Genomic DNA, 18201 nt, shown 5'->3' with positions numbered 1-18201 from the left:
GGATCATCAGAACCGCTGACTTGCGACTATGCTTGAGTCGCAGACAGGGCTTCTGCAATCCAGGAACTGCCCTCGCCGATGCCCGACGAGAGGCGTAGTATTTTGTGATTATTTTTTTCTACAGGGATTGGTAACTTGGCTGGATACCTCCATCCTGTCGCGCACAATCCAAGAGGTGATTGATGCGCGCCAACTCGTCTGATCCACAAGACACCGTCACAGCGGAACAACCGATCAAACCCGAGCGCCTGCGCTTGCTTGATCGGTTGAGCAAATACCGGCAACCGATCGGTCTGGCGGTCACTTTGTTGCTGTTCGCCATTGCGCTGATTGCCTGCCGTCATCTGCTGGCCGAACTCGATCTCGACGCCTTGCACGACTCGATTCTCGATGTGCCGAAACCCGCCCTCCTCGGCGCGCTCGGCGCGACGGTCATCGGCTTTATTATTCTGTTGGGCTACGAATGGTCGGCCAGCCGTTATGCCGGCGTAAATTTACCGCCACGCATGTTGGCGCTCGGCGGCTTCACCGCGTTTGCAATCGGTAATGCGATTGGCCTGTCGCTGCTGTCGGGCGGTTCGGTTCGCTACCGTCTGTATGCGCGATTGGGCGTCGGTGCGTCGGAAGTTGCGCACATGACCCTGTTCGCCAGCCTCTCGCTGGGCTGCGCCTTGCCGCCGCTGGCTGCGCTGGCCACCTTGAGCAACCTGCCTGCTGCGTCCCAGGCGCTGGGGCTGTCGGAGGTTTTGTTGGGAAGCGTCGCCGCCGCCGTGCTGGTGCTCGGCGCGATTCTGGCAGTCGGCATCTATCGCCGCCGCTTGCCGGAACAACCGATCCCGGACAACCTGCTGGTCAAAGCCGGGCGCCGCACGCTGCGCTTGCCAGGTCGCCGCCTGACGCTCCTGCAACTGCTGATCACCGCACTCGACGTCGCGGCTGCCGCCACCGTGCTGTATTTGCTGCTACCTGAAGCGCCGCCCTTTGCGCCATTCCTGCTGGTCTACCTGTTGGCCCTGGCCGCCGGTGTACTCAGCCATGTGCCGGGCGGCGTCGGCGTGTTCGAAGCGATCCTGCTGGCGGCTTTCGCCGACAAGCTCGGCGCCGCGCCATTGGCCGCCGCCCTGCTGCTGTATCGCCTGATTTATGTGGTGCTGCCGCTGCTGGTGGCTTGTGTCCTGCTGCTGATCAACGAAGGCCAGCGGCTGTTTCAGACCCAGACGATGCGCGCAGCCTCCGGTCTGGCTGCGCCGATTCTGGCGGTGCTGGTGTTCTTGTCCGGCGTGGTGCTGCTGTTTTCCGGCGCCACCCCGGAAATCGACACGCGCTTGGAGCACATCGGTTTTCTGATCCCGCATCGTCTGGTCGACGCGTCGCACTTCGGCGCCAGCCTGATCGGCGTGCTTTGCCTGTTGCTCGCGCAGGGCCTGCGTCGGCGCCTGTCGGCGGCGTGGATGCTGACCACCATTCTGCTGCTGGTCGGCGCCCTGCTCTCGCTGCTTAAAGGTTTCGACTGGGAAGAAGCCACGCTGATGACGCTGACGGCTGCGCTGCTCGGTGTATTCCGCCGTTCGTTCTATCGCCCGAGCCGTCTGACCGAACTGCCTTTCTCGCCGCTGTATCTGGTGGCCAGCCTGTGCGTACTTGGCGCATCGACGTGGCTGCTGCTGTTCGCCTATCAAGACGTGCCGTACAGCCATCAACTGTGGTGGCAGTTCACGCTCGACGCCGACGCGCCACGGGGCCTGCGCTCCCTGCTCGGGGCCGCCGTGCTTTTACTGGTCATCGCCCTGACCTGGCTGCTGCGCACCGCGCGCCCGGTCATTCATCTGCCGACACGTGACGAACTGGATCGCGCAGCCAAAATACTGATGGCCTCATCGCAACCCGACGGCGGCCTTGCCTTGACCGGTGACAAAGCGCTGCTATTTCACCCGAACGACGAGGCCTTTCTCATGTACGCCCGTCGTGGCCGCAGTCTCGTTGCGCTGTACGACCCGATCGGGCCGAGCCAACAACGCGCCGAGATGATCTGGCAGTTCCGCGACCTGTGCGACATCCATCACGCTCGGCCGGTGTTCTACCAAGTGCGCGCGGAGAATCTGCCGTACTACATGGACATCGGCCTGACCGCGATCAAGCTTGGCGAGGAAGCCCGGGTCGATCTGCTGCGCTTTGACCTCGAAGCCAAGGGCAAAGAGATGAAGGATCTGCGCTACACCTGGAACCGAGGCACCCGCGATGGCTTGTCGCTGGAAATCCATGAACCGGGGCAGGCGCCGATGGATGAGCTGAAGGTGATTTCCGATGCCTGGCTGACCGGCAAGAATGTGCGCGAGAAAGGTTTCTCCCTGGGCCGTTTCAGCGACGATTACCTGAAGCATTTCCGCATCGCGGTGATTCGCTTCGAAGGTCGCCCGGTGGCGTTCGCCAATCTGCTCGAGACCTACAACCACGATCTGGCCAGTCTCGACCTGATGCGTGCGCACCCGGAAGCGCCGAAGCTGACCATGGAATTCATGATGGTCGGCCTGATTCAACATTATAAGAGTCACGGATACGCGCGCTTCAGCCTGGGCATGGTGCCGTTGTCGGGGTTGCAACCCCGGCGTGGTGCACCGCTGACCCAGCGACTGGGCTCGATGGTATTCCGCCGTGGTGAGCAGCTGTACAACTTCCAAGGCTTGCGCCGTTTCAAAGACAAATTCCAGCCTGACTGGGAACCTCGTTATATGGCCGTGCCCGCCGGACTCGATCCGCTGGTGGCGCTGGCCGACACTGCTGCCCTGATCGCGGGCGGCTTGACTGGATTGGTGAAACGCTGATGATTCAACGCTCCCTGAAGTACATCCTGGCCGCGCTGCTGGTGCTGGCCGTGATTGCCGGCGGCGGTTACTGGTACCTTAAACGCCCGGCACCGGAACCGACCGTCGAACAGCTGAAACCCGCCGATGGCGCGACGATGACCCGTGTCATCCCCGGCACCAAGCCCAAGGCGCAGGTGCTGATCGCCGTAAGCGACGAACAGAAGCTCTCCGAAAAACAACTGACTACGCTGAGCCGCAGCGCCTCGGCGCAACTGGTTCAGGTGATCCTGCCCAAGGACTGCCTGCTGCAGAGCCGCGCCTTGCAATCGGGCCTGCGCGAACTGAACGGCCCGGCCACTTTAGTCAGCGGCATCGGCCCGGGTGCGGTGCTGGCGTGGCGCTGGTTGGCGGAACAGAAAGACGACAAGGCCCAGGCCGTGTCCGTCGATCTGGCCCTGGAAAAACCCGGCTGCACTCACCTGCTGCCGAAATCTGCCGCCCATGGCCATTGGCTCGTCGCCTGGAACGACAACCCGGACGACGCCAGCGCAGGCTTCGTGCGCGACCAACCGAACGCGGAAACCAGCATCAGCGACTACGACATCAATCTGCCGCAAGTACTGAACAACGAACTGCGCAAAATCCTCGTTGGCGGCGACAAGGCCAACGGCGGCCTGGCGATCCCGGTGGTTGAAGTGCCGGCCGGTCAGGCCAACGACACCGTAACCCTGTTCCTTTCCGGCGACGGCGGCTGGCGCGACCTCGACCGCGACGTGGCCGGTGAAATGGCCAAGATCGGCTATCCGGTCGTCGGCATCGACACCCTGCGCTACTACTGGCAGCACAAAAGCCCGGAGCAAAGCGCCCTGGACCTCACCGAACTGATGCAGCACTACCGGCAGAAATGGGGCACCAAGCGCTTCATCCTCACCGGTTACTCGTTCGGCGCTGACGTCTTGCCAGCCATCTACAACCGCCTGCCAGAGAACGAACAGCAGCGCGTCGACGCGATCATCCTGCTCGCCTTCGCCCGCACCGGCAGCTTCGAGATCGAAGTTGAAGGCTGGCTGGGTAACGCCGGCAAAGAAGCCGCCACCGGGCCGGAAATGGCCAAGCTGCCAGCGGCCAAGGTTGTGTGCATTTACGGTGAAGAAGAGACGGATGAGAGTGGCTGCACCGACAAGACTGCCGTCGGCGAACCGGTGAAGCTGCCTGGCGGGCATCACTTTGATGAGAACTACCCGGCGCTGGCCAAGCGTTTGGTGGATCTGATTCAAAAGCGCCAGAGCAAGGACTCGGTGGCGGAAGAGTGATCTGAGCCGCACCACCAAAAAGCCCCCGCCATCTCACGATGACGGGGGCTTTATTACATCTCAAGGGTCAAACCATTCCCCCTGTAGGAGTGAGCCTGCTCGCGATAGCGTAGTGTCGGTCACCCAATTATTAGCTGACACAACGCTATCGCGAGCAGGCTCACTCCTACAGGGAATTGCGCTGGATTCGAATAATCATCAACCCTCGCAAGCGTACCTTGCCCGCAGATCGTCATGGCTGATCACTTCAGCCGGATCCAGGCTGATCAATCGTTCCATCGCTTCGGCTTCAATTCGAAGGTTCTCATGATCATCCTTTTCGTGTTCCGATGATGCCGTCATACGCGTCTGACCTGCTATTCCTCGCAGAATCCTTAGCCGAGGACGTGGCGTGCGCATTACCTGACGGTGATGGGCAAAGCCTCGGTTGATGACGTGACCCAAGCGCTGATCCCACGACCTGTGCGGACTAAGACCGAGCCTGAAATGGAAATGCCTGAAAGCTTGTAGAGGTTTGAAGATCAAAAGATCGCAGCCTTCGGCAGCTCCTACATGAAATGCGAAACCTGTAGGAGCTGCCGAAGGCTGCGATCTTTTGCTCTGAAGTTGCCGCCCACAAAAAAGCCCCCGCCAGCTGCGAGGCTGACGGGGGCTTTTCAATTGCGGCGGGGGCTTTACATCTCGACCTGCGTCCCCAACTCAATCACCCGGTTCAACGGCAAATTAAAGAACCGCAAATTCCCATTGGCATTCTTCAACATGAACGCAAACAGCGCTTCACGCCAACGCGCCATGCCCTCAAGTTTCGAGGCAATCACCGTTTCCCGGCTGAGGAAGTACGTGGTGCGCATCGGGCTGAAATCCAAATCATCCAGATGACACAGCTTCAGCGCCTGCGGCACGTCCGGCTCGTCGGTGAAGCCGAAGTGCAGGATCACCCGGAAGAACCCCTCCCCGTGCGCTTCGACCTCAAAGCGTCGTGATGGCGGTACGCGCGGGATGTCTTCGTAGACCACTGTCAGTAGCACCACTTGTTCGTGCAGCACCTGGTTATGCAGCAAGTTGTGCAACAGCGCATGCGGCACGGCGTCGGAGCGCGCGGTGAGGAACACGGCGGTGCCCTGCACGCGATGCGGGGGCTGCACGCGGATGCTGCTGATGAAGATCGGCAGCGGCAGCGCGCCTTCGTCGAGGCGTTCGACCAGCAGTTGTTTGCCGCGTTTCCAGGTGGTCATCAGTACGAACAGGGCGATACCGGCAATGACCGGGAACGCGCCGCCCTGGATGATCTTTGGCACGTTCGCGGCAAAGTACAGGCCGTCCACCAGCAAGCAGCCGAGCAGCACCGGGACCGCGAGAATCGGCGGCCACTTCCACAGCAGCAGCATCACCGCCGACACCAGAATAGTGGTCATCAGCATGGTGCCCGTCACTGCCACGCCGTAGGCCGAGGCCAGCGCGCCGGAGGATTCGAACCCAATCACCAGCAGCACCACGCCGACCATCAGCGCCCAGTTCACCGCACCGATATAGATCTGGCCCTGCTCGTCGCTGGAGGTGTGCTGGATATACATGCGCGGAATGTAGCCGAGTTGAATCGCCTGACGGGTCAGGGAGAACGCGCCGGAAATCACCGCTTGCGAGGCGATCACCGTGGCCATGGTCGATAGACCGACCAATGGAATCAGCGCCCAGCTCGGCGCCAGCAGGTAAAACGGGTTACGCGCAGCGTCGGGATGCTCCAGCAGCAACGCACCCTGACCGAAGTAATTGAGCACCAGCGCCGGCAGCACCAGCAAAAACCACGCGCGGGCGATCGGTTTACGGCCGAAGTGCCCCATGTCGGCATACAGTGCTTCGGCGCCGGTCAAAGCCAGCACCACGGCGCCGAGAATCGCCACGCCCATGCCCGGATGCACGATGAAGAAATTCACTGCCCACATCGGGTTAATCGCGTGCAGCACCTCTGGCGTGTGGCTGATGCCATAGACGCCGAGCGCGCCGAGGACGACGAACCAGGTAACCATGATCGGCCCGAACAGAATACCGATCCGCGCGGTGCCGTGGCGCTGGATCAGAAACAGCGCAACCAGCACCACCAGCGACAGCGGCACCACCCAGTGATCGATGCCATCGAACGCCAGTCCAAGACCTTCAATCGCCGACAGCACGGAAATGGCCGGGGTAATCATGCTGTCGCCATAAAACAGCGCCGCACCGATCAGCCCGCACACCACCAGCAATGACCGCAGCTTCTTGCGATGTCCTGCGGCGCGCCGGGCCAGCGCGGTGAGCGCCATGATCCCACCCTCGCCCTGGTTGTCGGCGCGCAGGACGAACATCATGTATTTGATCGAGACCACCCAGATCAGCGACCAGAAGATCAACGACAGAATGCCCAGCACGCCGTCGTGGTTGACCGGTACACCGTAACCGCCCGAAAACACTTCCTTGAGGGTGTACAACGGGCTCGTGCCGATGTCGCCGTAAACTACCCCGACTGCCGCGACCAGCATGCTCAGCGGCCTGCTTGCCGAACCCTCGGCGCCCGCCGCATGACTACTTGCCTGACCCATCCAACACTCCTGATCTCGATACCGGCTTCTTTGAAGGAAGCACTATGCTTTGTCTTGCAGCATGCGCTGTTTTACCTGTTGTTACAGACCAATGATTGACTGCACGAAATCGGTAAAGCTCAACGGCGCGAAGCATAGCGCAGCACTCGTCGTATTTCCCCGTATAAAGCTGGTCAAGTGCGTTGCCCGCCGCTAGAATTGCGCACTTTTTGATCAGAGGCGCATCTCAAGCGCCCATCCGTCGGTTTTGATACCCCGAAAGCGACGTCACAAAACACCGAGGTTAGACATGTCCACCACTCCTGCGCCGGCCAATCCCAAGGTTGGCTTCGTATCTCTGGGTTGCCCGAAAGCACTGGTCGACTCCGAGCGCATCCTGACCCAGCTGCGCATGGAAGGCTATGACGTGGTGTCGACCTATCAGGACGCCGATGTCGTGGTGGTCAACACCTGCGGTTTCATCGATTCGGCCAAGGCTGAGTCTTTGGAAGTGATCGGCGAAGCGATCAAGGAAAACGGCAAGGTCATCGTCACCGGTTGCATGGGCGTGGAAGAAGGCAACATCCGCAACGTGCACCCGAGCGTGCTGGCCGTGACCGGCCCGCAGCAATATGAGCAAGTGGTCAATGCCGTGCACGACGTGGTGCCGCCGCGTCAGGATCACAACCCGCTGATCGACCTGGTGCCGCCGCAAGGCATCAAGCTGACCCCGCGCCACTACGCGTATCTGAAGATTTCCGAAGGCTGCAACCACAGCTGCTCCTTCTGCATCATCCCGTCGATGCGCGGCAAACTGGTCAGCCGTCCGGTCGGTGATGTGCTCGACGAAGCTCAGCGCCTGGTCAAATCCGGCGTCAAAGAGCTGTTGGTGATCTCGCAAGACACCAGCGCCTACGGCGTCGACGTGAAATATCGCACCGGTTTCTGGAACGGCGCGCCGGTGAAAACTCGCATGACCGAGCTGTGCGAAGCCTTGAGCACGCTGGGCGTCTGGGTCCGCTTGCACTACGTTTACCCGTACCCGCACGTCGACGAGCTGATCCCGCTGATGGCCGCCGGCAAGATCCTGCCGTACCTGGACATCCCGTTCCAGCACGCCAGCCCGAAAGTGTTGAAGTCGATGAAACGCCCGGCGTTCGAAGACAAGACCCTGGCGCGGATCAAGAACTGGCGCGAGATCTGCCCGGACCTGATCATCCGTTCGACCTTCATCGTCGGCTTCCCGGGCGAAACCGAAGAAGACTTCCAGTACCTGCTGAACTGGCTGACCGAAGCGCAGCTCGACCGCGTTGGCTGCTTCCAGTACTCGCCGGTGGAAGGCGCGCCGGCCAATGATCTGGATCTGGAAGTGGTTCCGGACGACGTCAAGCAGGACCGTTGGGAGCGCTTCATGGCTCACCAGCAGGCGATCAGCTCGGCACGTCTGCAAATGCGCGTTGGTCGTGAGATCGAAGTGCTGGTGGACGAAGTTGACGAGCAAGGCGCAGTCGGTCGTTGCTTCTTCGACGCACCGGAAATCGACGGTAACGTGTTTATCGACAATGGCAGCAACCTGAAGCCGGGCGACAAGGTCTGGTGCAAGGTGACGGATGCTGACGAATACGATTTGTGGGCTGAGCAGATCTAGCACCGCATACCCTGTAGGAGCTGCCGAAGGCTCGGGGCGCGAACGGACGATCTTTTGATCTTGAAAAACAAAAGATCGCAGCCTCGTTACACTCGTCAGCTCCTACAGGGATTCGCGATAGCGCTGTATTGAAAAGCCCCGCTCTTTTTCCGAGATGCGGGGCTTTTTTACGGCTATCGTTTAGCGGGGGACGGACTCCCTTGAACCGCACAAGAGACACACGCACATGCGTCAGCATTCGGTCATCCACACGCCGAAAACCAGCGATTACGAAGAACTGACCCGGGTCTGGGAGGCCTCGGTTCGTGCCACTCACCAGTTTCTGCCGGACAGCTACATCGAGCTGCTGCGCAATCTGGTGCTCACCCGCTATCTCGATGCGGTGATGCTGATCTGTACCCGCGACCGCCAGCAACGCATTACCGGGTTCGCCGGTGTCGCGGCGGGCAAGATTGAAATGTTGTTCATCGATCCCGAGCATCGTAATCAGGGACTGGGCAAGCAGCTGCTCCGATATGCGATCGAACGGCTCAATGCCGATGAACTCGACGTCAACGAACAGAATCCGCAGGCGCTGGGCTTTTATGAAAAGCAGGGATTCGAGATGATCGGCCGCTCCGAAGTCGATGGCATGGGCCAGCCGTATCCGCTGCTGCACATGCGCCTGCGGCAGAACCAGCAACGCTCAAGCCACGCCTGACACACCACAGAACTCTTGTAGGAGCTGCCGAAGGCTGCGATCTTTGCTTTTTAAAGATCAAAAGATCGCAGCCTTCGGCAGCTCCTACAAATGGAACCGGGCTTAACCGGCGCCACACAGGTACAATGCCAACCCCTTTTTTGTTACGGCCCTGTCATGACTGACCCGATTCGCCTCTCCAAACGCCTCATCGAACTGGTTGGTTGCTCCCGTCGGGAGGCCGAGCTGTTCATCGAGGGCGGCTGGGTCACCGTCGACGGCGAAGTGATTGACGAGCCGCAATACAAAGTCGGCGAGCAAAAAGTCGAGCTGGACAAGGATGCCCAGGCCACTGCGCCGGAGCCGGTGACAATCCTGCTCAACGCGCCGGCGGGTATTGATGTCGAAAGCGCCATGCAATCGCTGAGCGCCGAGACCCTCAGCGAAGAACACCGCTACGGCAAGCGCCCGCTGCGTGGCCACTTCCTGCGCCTGACCGCCAGCGCCGACCTGCAGCCCAAGGCCAGTGGCCTGCTGGTGTTCACCCAGGACTGGAAAATCCTGCGCAAGCTCACCGCCGACGCTGCGAAGATCGAGCAGGAATACATCGTCGAAGTTGAAGGCGACATGGTTGCCCACGGCCTAAATCGCTTGCAGCACGGCCTGACGCACAAGGGCAAGGAGTTGCCGCCGGTCAAGGCCAGCTGGCAGAACGAAAATCGCCTGCGCTTCGCCATGAAAAACCCGCAGCCGGGAATCATCGCGCAGTTCTGCGAAGCGGTCGGCCTGAAGGTCATCGGCATCCGCCGCATCCGCATCGGCGGCGTCTCGATCGGCAAGGTTCCGCTCGGTCAGTGGCGCTACCTGTCCGGCAAAGAGAAGTTCTGACACTTGCACTGCCGCCCCACATTTCGGCAGCGCTCGCGAGCGCTGCCAACAACGCATCAGGAATACCGACATGGTTCATAACGACGTACTGCGCAGCGTGCGCTACATGCTCGACATCAGCGACAAGAAAGTCGTCGAGATCATCAAACTGGGCGGCATGGACGTGGCGCTCGCTGACGTGCTGACCTGGCTCGACAAGAAAGAAGAAGACGAAGAAGGTTTCGTGCGCTGCCCGGACGAAGTCATCGCGCACTTCCTCGATGGCCTGGTGATCTTCAAACGTGGCAAGGACGAAAGCCGTCCGCCACAGCCGATCGAAGTTCCGGTGACCAACAACATCATCCTGAAAAAACTGCGTGTGGCTTTCGAGCTGAAAGAAGACGACATGCATGCGATCCTCAAGGCTGCCGAGTTCCCGGTATCCAAGCCTGAGCTGAGCGCACTGTTCCGCAAGGTCGGCCACACCAACTATCGCCCGTGCGGCGACCAGTTGCTGCGCAACTTCCTCAAAGGGCTCACGCTGCGCGTGAGAGCGTAAACAGCAGCTGCAAACTGCAAGCTGCAAGTTACTGCCCCGCTTTAACTTGCCGCTTGTGGCTTGCAGCTCGAAGCTGGCCGCATGGCCCCTCATTCCCTCCGAAAATAGTGGCTCCGCTTTGCGCGACTGGCGACTAGGGTGTATGGATCCCTAGCCCTCAGGACTCGCCATGCACCCCTACTTTTCCCTGCAAGGCCGCACCGCTCTGGTGACCGGCGGCACTCGCGGTATCGGCAAAATGATTGCCAAAGCCTTCGTCGAGGCCGGCGCTCACGTCTACGTCTGCTCGCGCGACGCCGAAGCCTGTCATCAAACCGCTGAAGAACTCGGCGCGCTGGGCGTTTGCCACGGCGTCGCGGCGAATCTGGCCACTGAAGAAGGGGTTCAGGAGCTGGCAGCGCGTCTGGGCGAGCAGATTCCGCATCTGGATATTCTGGTGAACAACGCCGGAACCACGTGGGGTGCGCCGCTCGAAAGTTATCCAGTCAAAGGCTGGGAAAAGGTCATGCAGCTCAACGTAACGTCTGTGTTCAGTTGCATTCAGCAATTTCTACCGCTGCTGCGCAAGGCTGGCTCGGCGGCGAATCCGGCGCGGATTATCAATATTGGCTCGGTGGCGGGCATCTCTTCCTTCGGCGAGCAGGCGTATGCCTACGGACCCAGCAAAGCGGCCCTGCACCAACTGTCACGGATTCTCGCGCGGGAACTGGTGAGCCAGCACATCAATGTCAATGTGATTGCGCCGGGACGGTTTCCGAGCAAGATGACTCAGCACATTGAAAATGATGAGCAGGCGCTGGCTGAAGATACCGCGCTGATTCCGATGAAGCGTTGGGGGCGGGAGGAAGAGATGGCGGCACTGGCGATTAGCCTGGCGAGTACCGCTGGAGCATAGATGACCGGCAATGTCATCCCGTTGGACGGTGGGTTCAGCCTGTAAAAGATCGCAGCCTGCGGCAGCTCCTACAGGACGAAAGTGTAGGAGCTGCCGAAGGCTGCGATCTTTTGATCTTTAGGGCATCATTCCCGCCCTACTCCGCTTCGATCCAAAACCATGACTTACAGCGTCTCCCCCATCGGCTTCGTGCGCTCCTGCTTCAAGGAGAAGTTCGCCATTCCCCGCCAGCCACAACTGGCCCCGGCCGCCCGCGGCGTGCTGGAACTGGTAGCGCCGTTCGATCAGGGTGATGCCGTGCAGGGCCTGGAACAGGTCAGTCACGTGTGGCTGTTGTTCCTGTTCCATCAGGCTTTGGAGGACAAACCACGCCTGAAGGTGCGCCCGCCTCGCTTGGGCGGCAACAAGTCGATGGGCGTGTTTGCCACGCGCGCCACGCACCGCCCCAATGGCATCGGCCAATCAGTGGTGAGACTGGACAAGGTTGAAGGGCATCGACTGTTTATTTCCGGCATCGATCTACTCGATGGCACGCCGGTGCTGGATATCAAACCGTATGTGCCGTACGCCGATATCATTCCGGGCGCGACCAACGAGATCGCCAGTGCCGCGCCACAGCTGATTGATGTGCAGTGGACGGATTCGGCTTTGAAACAGGCGCACACACACGCTCAGCGCCTCGACGAGCCGCTGGTTGAGCTGATCGAACAGTGTCTGGCGCAGGATCCGCGTCCGGCGTATCAGGCACCGGCGCCGGAACGTGAATATGGTGCGCAGTTCTGGGATCTGGATGTGCGCTGGCATTATCCGACGCCCGAGCAGATCCGCGTGCTGGAAGTCATCCGTGCCGGGGATTGATGCTCGCGGTCGATGTAGGAGCTGCCGAAGGCTGCGATCTTTTGATCTTGATCTTGATCTTGAAAAACAAGATCAAAAGATCGCAGCCTTCGGCAGCTCCTACATGGGTCGTGGCAGATATGAATGAAATATTTCGGGCATGAAAAAGCCCCCGTTGCCTGTGCTGGCAATGGGGGCTTTTTCAGTGAGGCTTACTTCTCGACGAATGCACGCTCGATCAGGTAATCACCCGGCTCACGCATACGCGCCGAGATCTTCAGGCCGAAGCTGTCGAGCACTTCGCTGGTCTCGTCGAGCATGCTAGGGCTGCCGCAGATCATCGCGCGGTCATCCTGCGGGTTGATCGGAGGCAGGCCGATGTCGCTGAACAGCTTGCCGCTGCGCATCAGGTCGGTCAGACGGCCCTGATTCTCGAACGGCTCGCGGGTCACGGTCGGGTAGTAGATCAGCTTGTCACGCAGCGCTTCGCCGAAGAACTCGTTCTGCGGCAGGTGCTCGGTGATGAACTCGCGGTAGGCGACTTCGTTGACGTAACGCACACCGTGAACCAGGATCACTTTTTCGAAGCGCTCGTAGGTTTCCGGATCCTGGATCACGCTCATGAACGGCGCCAGACCGGTGCCGGTGCTCAGCAGGTACAAATGCTTGCCCGGGTTCAGGTCGTCAAGAACCAGGGTGCCGGTAGGCTTCTTCGAGATGATGATCTCGTCGCCTTCCTTCAAATGCTGCAGCTGGGACGTCAGCGGACCGTCCTGCACTTTGATGCTGAAGAATTCGAGATGCTCTTCCCAGTTCGGGCTGGCGATCGAGTAAGCGCGCATAAGCGGGCGGCCGTTGGGCTGCTGCAGGCCGATCATCACGAACTGACCGTTCTCGAAGCGCAGGCCTGGATCGCGGGTGCACTTGAAGCTGAACAGAGTGTCGTTCCAGTGATGAACACTGAGGACACGCTCGTGGTTCATGTTGCTCATGTACGTTTGACTCCTGGAGATTGGTCTGCGCGGCTCAATAAGGCTTACGTGCGCAATTGCATCGCATTCTAATAGCGACGACAATATCTGTTAACTGGATTATTAAGATAAGGGTTATCGGTTATATCGATATGCGATTCACTCTCCGTCAACTGCAAGTTTTCGTCGCCGTCGCCCAGCAGGAAAGCGTATCCCGTGCTGCGGGTCTGCTGAACCTTTCGCAATCGGCGGCCAGCACCTCGATCACCGAGCTTGAGCGCCAGTCCAGCTGCCAGCTGTTCGACCGCGCCGGCAAACGGCTGAGCCTCAACGCCCTCGGTAAACAGCTGTTGCCGCAAGCCGTGGCCTTGCTCGATCAAGCCAAGGAGATCGAAGACCTGCTCAACGGCAAATCCGGTTTCGGTTCTTTATCAGTGGGGGCGACGCTGACCATTGGCAACTATCTGGCGACACTGCTGATCGGCAGCTTCATGCAGCGGCACCCGGAAAGCCAGGTGAAGCTGCATGTTCAGAACACAGCTAATATCGTGCAACAAGTCGCCCACTACGAAATTGATCTGGGTCTGATCGAAGGCGATTGCAGCCATCCGGACATCGAAGTGCAAAGTTGGGTCGAGGATGAGCTGGTGGTTTTCTGCGCGCCGCAGCATCCATTGGCCAAGCGCGGCAGTGCGAGCATGGAAGAGTTGACCCACGAGGCGTGGATTCTGCGCGAACAAGGCTCTGGCACCCGCCTCACCTTCGACCAAGCCATGCGCCACCACCGCAGCGCGCTGAACATTCGTCTCGAGCTCGAGCACACCGAAGCGATCAAACGCGCGGTGGAATCAGGTCTGGGGATTGGCTGCATTTCGCGGCTGGCGCTGCGCGATGCTTTCCGCCGCGGCAGCCTGGTGCCGGTGGAGACGCCGGACCTGGATCTGGCCCGGCAGTTCTATTTCATCTGGCACAAGCAGAAATACCAGACCTCAGCGATGCGCGAGTTTCTCGAGCTGTGCCGCGCGTTCACCGCCGGGGTGCAGCGCAGCGACGAGATCGTCTTGCCGACCATTGCTTAAAGCAGAATCACCGCCCACACCAGCCCGATCATGGTCAGCGCAACAAACTGCGCGGCGCTGCCCATGTCCTTGGCATTCTTCGACAGCGGGTGCAACTCCAGCGAGATGCGGTCGATGGCCGCTTCCACTGCCGAATTCAGCAGCTCGACAATCAGCGCCAGCAAACACACCGCAATCAGCAGCGCCTGTTCGACACGGCTGACGTTCAGGAAGAACGTCAGCGGAATCAGCACGACATTGAGCAATACCAATTGGCGGAACGCCGCTTCGCCGGTGAAGGCGGCGCGCAGGCCGTCGAGCGAATAGCCGGAAGCGTTGAGGATTCGTTTCAGGCCGGTCTGGCCCTTGAAAGGTGACATAAGGAAGAAACCAACCAAAAAGGAGTGGGGAAGCTAGATCAACAAAAGTCAAAAAAGCGTGAAACCACCAGCCATTACTGGCTCGGAATTGACTCAAGTTGTTGCAGCAGTAAAGCCGCTTGCGTGCGAGTGCGCACATTCAGTTTGCGAAAAATTGCCGTGACGTGAGCTTTGATCGTCGCTTCCGACACGCTCAACTCATAAGCGATCTGCTTGTTCAGCAGGCCCTCGCAGACCATGGTCAGCACCCGAAACTGCTGTGGCGTCAGGCTGGCGAGGCCATCGCTGGCGGCTTTGGCTTCGTCGGAGACACTGACAGCTTCGAACGCCTGGGGTGGCCAGAACACATCGCCATCAAGCACTTTACGCACCGCATCCTGAATCACGCTGAGGTCGCTGGATTTGGGAATAAAGCCACTGGCGCCAAATTCGCGGGATTTGACCATCACCGAAGCTTCTTCCTGCGCCGAAACCATCACCACCGGAATCTGCGGGTATTGCCCGCGCAGCAGCACCAGTCCGGAAAACCCATAAGCGCCGGGCATGTTCAGGTCGAGCAGGACCAGATCCCAGTCGGCCTTTTCGGTCAGGCGAACTTCCAATTCAGCGATGCTTGCCACTTCCACCAATCGCACATCCGGGCCAAGGCCCAGCGTCACCGCTTGATGCAGGGCGCTACGAAACAGGGGGTGATCGTCGGCAATCAGGATGTCGTATGTGGCCATTATTCAAATGATCCTGTTTTTGATGGCAGACGCGGTGCATTCCGCTCTGGCCAAAACAACTCGAGATAGCGCTTCGAAGCGCTATCCACAGGGGCACGTTCAACGCCAATCATCAGCAAAAACGGCGTATCAAACCTTGGCCGCACCCTAATCGGCGCCAAGCATGCCCAGCGAAACCGGGGTGGTCAAGCAACACGGCCAGCCCTCTCGACAGTATGGGCCACTATTGGGCCAACTCAGGCTGCGGCTTTCGTATATAGGGCAGCAGCTCGGCGTGAGCGGGTGTCGATTCATTCATGTCCAGTTGTTGTTTGGCGCCGAGATAATGCTGGCTGAACACATCGAAATAAGCGTCGAGTGCTGAGGCTGCATCGCTGTCACCGGCCAGTTCCAGACACAACGCCGCGACTTCGGCGGTGCACAAATGCTCGCTGCGGGTCGAACGGCGCAGTCGGTAGCGCGAGAGTTTGTCGGGCAGGAGGCTGAGGATCGGCAGGCGGTCGAAATAGGGACTTTTGCGAAAGATCTTGCGCGCCTCGGTCCACGTAGCATCGAGCAGAATAAACAGCGGGCGCTTGCTGTGATCGACGGCCACGGTGTTGGTCACCCGTGACGGCTCGACATATTCGCCCGGAAATACCAGATACGGCTGCCATTGCGGATCATTGAGCAACGCGAGCATTTGCGGATCGGGCTCAGTGCGTGACCAGATAAAGGCATGGTTGTCGCGCACCACATCGGCAATCAGCCAACCGGTATTGCTCGGTTTGAACACTTCCTTGCCGGTCATGATCAGGCACACGCCCGAACGCGTTTCGACGTTCGGCCGCCAGGCACACAGGCAATGGCTGATGATCACCCGGCAATCACGGCAACGCTCGGAGCGAAAGCCACGGGCCTGAATCGGCTTGATGCCTTCATCTTCGCGCTGATCGCGCAGGCGGGCGACGGCATTGGACGCATGATTCATCTCGGGCAAGGCCGAAAAGCTGGAAAACTCGACACGAACGACACTCGGCAGGGCAATAAAGGCCGGCAGTTTACCAGAGCGATGGGCACAAGCCTGTACCCTCCCGACCGGCTCCCCTATAATTCGCCGCCACTGAACGCACAGCCCCGAGGCTGGTCGAACCACCAGTCACCGAATCAGGAGAGTTTCATGCTGCGCCTTATCGTTCCCACCGCTGCCATTCTGCTGGCGTCGTCCTTCACCGCTCAGGCTGCATCCCTGAGTGAGCAGAATCTGAACAGAGAGCTGCGCAACGTCGCCGCCCAAAGCAGCGTCGGCACGCCACGGGCCATCAATGAAGACATTCTCGATCAGGGCTACACCGTCGAAGGCACTCAGCTGATCAACCATCTGAGCGTGCAAAAGAGCCATGCCGACAAGATGCGCGCTGATCCCAAAGCCGTGTATTTCCAGTTGGGCGCCTCGGTGTGCAACAACCCGTCGTTCCGCAAGCTGATGGCCAAGGGCGCGATCATGCGTTACGACTTCACCGAAGTGAAAACCAACAAGGCGATCGGCTCTGCCAGCTACCAGGAATCGGATTGCCCGAAAGCCGGCCCGGCGAAGAAGAAGTAATCATCGCGAATTGGCGCGCCGCTGTTCATCCTCGGCGCGCAGTTCGGCCAACAAGGCCTGCAGATAGCGCGAACGGCGCTCGCCACCCGCCAACCGCCGGCAACACTCCTCCTCGAGACTGACTTGATTGGCCTCGGCTGATGCCTTCAGCATTCGATACAGCTGCGTATCGATTTCCAGAACCACTCTGGCCATGCATCCCGCCTCCTTGCCATCCACGAATCCTTCAATTGCCTGCACCTTGCGTATGCGCGCTGACGCAAAGTTGTCGTATGACATCTGTACTTGAGTAAATCAGAGGGTTCGCGCCAGGTCGTATGTTCAGACGAGCGGCGATGCCTCGACTAAAAACCGATAAGCGTTTGCTAGGCAAAACGTTACAGCGCACTGTTCAAGTCAGCGCAAATGCGTGCGAGGGTCTAGATTCAAAGTATCTCGATCATTCTTGAACGGCAGAAATGGAACTGCCGCCGTGTGCGTTTTTGCAGCGCGGCCCGGACGTTGATTGTTGGGGCCAGTCGCTTTGTGCAGAAGGAGAAGTTGAATGCCTTACCAACCGAATGACCTGCTCAGTCGTCATTTTCAGGAAAGCGGCCCCGACCTCATCAGCCAGGTCGAAGCACAACTCAGCCGTGTTTCCCCCGACAGCCCGAATATCCCCATTTACCGCGACATGATCCTGACCGTGCTGCGCATGGCCCAGGAAGACCACAATCGCTGGAACGCCAAGATCACCCTGCAAGCGCTGCGTGAACTGGAGCAGGCGTTTCGGGTGCTGGAGCAATTCAAGGGACGGCGCAAAGTCACCGTTTTCGGCTCGGCGCGAACACCGGTCGAGCATCCCTTGTATGCCATGGCCCGAGAATTGGGCGCAGCGCTGACGCGCTCAGACATGATGGTCATCACCGGTGCTGGCGGCGGCATCATGGCCGCGGCACACGAAGGCGCCGGGCGTGACCACAGCCTGGGTTTCAACATCACCCTGCCCTTCGAGCAACATGCCAACCCCACTGTCGATGGCACGGGCAATCTGCTGCCGTTCCATTTCTTCTTCACGCGTAAGCTGTTCTTCGTCAAAGAGGCTGACGCACTGGTTTTATGCCCTGGTGGGTTCGGCACCCTGGATGAAGCCCTGGAAGTTCTGACGTTGATTCAGACCGGCAAAAGCCCATTGGTGCCGGTGGTGTTGCTGGATGTTCCGGGCGGGACATTCTGGCAAGGCGCGCTGGATTTCATCCGCCAGCAACTGGAGGAAAACCGTTATATCCTGCCGACCGACATGAAGCTGATGCGACTGGTCTACAGCGTTGACGAGGCGGTGGAAC

At 59.6% G+C, this 18201-nt stretch carries 17 protein-coding genes and 1 pseudogene; 12 read left to right on the top strand and 6 right to left on the bottom strand.

Annotated elements, in window-relative coordinates:
• Positions 1–182: 182 nt before the first annotated feature.
• Both mprF and EL257_RS06210 read left to right on the top strand, forming a co-directional pair.
• Positions 183–2822, top strand: coding sequence for a bifunctional lysylphosphatidylglycerol flippase/synthetase MprF (gene mprF / locus EL257_RS06215; protein WP_126360763.1), 2640 nt, complete (start codon positions 183–185; stop codon positions 2820–2822).
• Positions 2822–4117, top strand: coding sequence for a virulence factor family protein (locus EL257_RS06210; protein ID WP_126360761.1), 1296 nt, complete (start codon positions 2822–2824; stop codon positions 4115–4117). The genes mprF and EL257_RS06210 overlap by 1 nt, the downstream gene beginning before the upstream one ends.
• A 674-nt stretch (positions 4118–4791) precedes the next feature.
• On the opposite strand, the gene EL257_RS06200 is transcribed toward EL257_RS06210, so the two are convergent.
• Positions 4792–6633 carry a potassium transporter Kup gene (locus EL257_RS06200; protein WP_419866613.1) on the bottom strand — a complete coding sequence of 614 codons (1842 nt, stop codon included), beginning with the start codon at positions 6631–6633 and terminating at the stop codon, positions 4792–4794.
• Between the two features lie 349 nt (positions 6634–6982).
• Between EL257_RS06200 and rimO the strand changes: the two genes are divergently transcribed.
• From rimO to tsaA, 6 genes are all read left to right on the top strand, one after another.
• Positions 6983–8320, top strand: a complete 1338-nt coding sequence (gene rimO / locus EL257_RS06195; protein WP_126360757.1) for a 30S ribosomal protein S12 methylthiotransferase RimO — start codon at positions 6983–6985, stop codon at positions 8318–8320.
• A 226-nt stretch (positions 8321–8546) separates the two neighbouring features.
• Positions 8547–9020, top strand: coding sequence for a GNAT family N-acetyltransferase (locus EL257_RS06190; protein ID WP_126360755.1), 474 nt, complete (start codon positions 8547–8549; stop codon positions 9018–9020).
• Between the two features lie 156 nt (positions 9021–9176).
• On the top strand, positions 9177–9887 hold the full coding sequence (locus EL257_RS06180; protein ID WP_126360751.1) for an rRNA pseudouridine synthase: 711 nt from the start codon (positions 9177–9179) through the stop codon (positions 9885–9887).
• 70 nt (positions 9888–9957) lie between these two features.
• A complete protein-coding gene (locus EL257_RS06175; RefSeq protein ID WP_126360749.1) occupies positions 9958–10425 on the top strand; it encodes a DUF1456 family protein in 468 nt (155 codons plus the stop codon).
• 169 nt (positions 10426–10594) lie between these two features.
• Positions 10595–11320, top strand: coding sequence for an SDR family NAD(P)-dependent oxidoreductase (locus EL257_RS06170; protein ID WP_126360747.1), 726 nt, complete (start codon positions 10595–10597; stop codon positions 11318–11320).
• 159 nt (positions 11321–11479) lie between these two features.
• Positions 11480–12178 carry a tRNA (N6-threonylcarbamoyladenosine(37)-N6)-methyltransferase TrmO gene (tsaA, locus tag EL257_RS06165; protein ID WP_126360745.1) on the top strand — a complete coding sequence of 233 codons (699 nt, stop codon included), beginning with the start codon at positions 11480–11482 and terminating at the stop codon, positions 12176–12178.
• A 191-nt stretch (positions 12179–12369) separates the two neighbouring features.
• Here tsaA and fpr read toward each other — a convergent pair whose 3' ends face one another.
• Positions 12370–13149: a ferredoxin-NADP reductase gene (gene fpr, locus EL257_RS06155; protein ID WP_007908723.1), complete on the bottom strand. Its 780-nt coding sequence runs from the start codon at positions 13147–13149 to the stop codon at positions 12370–12372.
• A gap of 131 nt (positions 13150–13280) precedes the next feature.
• On the opposite strand from fpr, the gene EL257_RS06150 reads away from it, so the two are divergent.
• Positions 13281–14207 (top strand): LysR family transcriptional regulator, encoded by a 927-nt coding sequence (locus tag EL257_RS06150; protein WP_126360741.1) that lies wholly within the window; start codon positions 13281–13283, stop codon positions 14205–14207.
• Here EL257_RS06150 and EL257_RS06145 read toward each other — a convergent pair.
• Both EL257_RS06145 and erdR read right to left on the bottom strand, forming a co-directional pair.
• Positions 14204–14566, bottom strand: coding sequence for a diacylglycerol kinase (locus tag EL257_RS06145; protein ID WP_126360739.1), 363 nt, complete (start codon positions 14564–14566; stop codon positions 14204–14206). The two genes, EL257_RS06150 and EL257_RS06145, sit on opposite strands and share 4 nt — an antisense overlap.
• Positions 14567–14640: 74 nt before the next feature.
• Positions 14641–15291, bottom strand: coding sequence for a response regulator transcription factor ErdR (erdR, locus tag EL257_RS06140; protein ID WP_126360737.1), 651 nt, complete (start codon positions 15289–15291; stop codon positions 14641–14643).
• Between erdR and EL257_RS27680 the strand changes: the two genes are divergently transcribed.
• The gene (locus EL257_RS27680; protein ID WP_172604455.1) at positions 15284–15442 is read left to right on the top strand and encodes a hypothetical protein; all 159 of its coding nucleotides are present in this window, start codon (positions 15284–15286) and stop codon (positions 15440–15442) included. The two genes, erdR and EL257_RS27680, sit on opposite strands and share 8 nt — an antisense overlap.
• A gap of 72 nt (positions 15443–15514) precedes the next feature.
• On the opposite strand, the gene EL257_RS06135 is transcribed toward EL257_RS27680, so the two are convergent.
• Positions 15515–16261 (bottom strand): tRNA-uridine aminocarboxypropyltransferase, encoded by a 747-nt coding sequence (locus EL257_RS06135; protein ID WP_126360735.1) that lies wholly within the window; start codon positions 16259–16261, stop codon positions 15515–15517.
• A 189-nt stretch (positions 16262–16450) separates the two neighbouring features.
• On the opposite strand from EL257_RS06135, the gene EL257_RS06130 reads away from it, so the two are divergent.
• Positions 16451–16876 (top strand): PA3611 family quorum-sensing-regulated virulence factor, encoded by a 426-nt coding sequence (locus EL257_RS06130; protein WP_034154935.1) that lies wholly within the window; start codon positions 16451–16453, stop codon positions 16874–16876.
• Here the strand turns inward: EL257_RS06130 and EL257_RS06125 are convergent, their stop codons facing one another.
• Positions 16877–17071, bottom strand: a complete 195-nt coding sequence (locus EL257_RS06125; RefSeq protein WP_126360733.1) for a hypothetical protein — start codon at positions 17069–17071, stop codon at positions 16877–16879.
• Between the two features lie 349 nt (positions 17072–17420).
• Here EL257_RS06125 and EL257_RS06120 point away from each other — a divergent pair.
• Positions 17421–18152, top strand: a pseudogene (locus EL257_RS06120) (LOG family protein); the annotation flags it as partial.
• Between the last annotated feature and the right edge of the window lie 49 nt (positions 18153–18201).

Source organism: Pseudomonas fluorescens (genome assembly GCF_900636825.1).
GTDB classification, from domain to species: domain Bacteria; phylum Pseudomonadota; class Gammaproteobacteria; order Pseudomonadales; family Pseudomonadaceae; genus Aquipseudomonas; species Aquipseudomonas fluorescens_BG.
The sequence above is the reverse complement of the archived record's forward strand: the minus strand, read 5'-3'. Positions and strand labels throughout refer to the sequence as shown.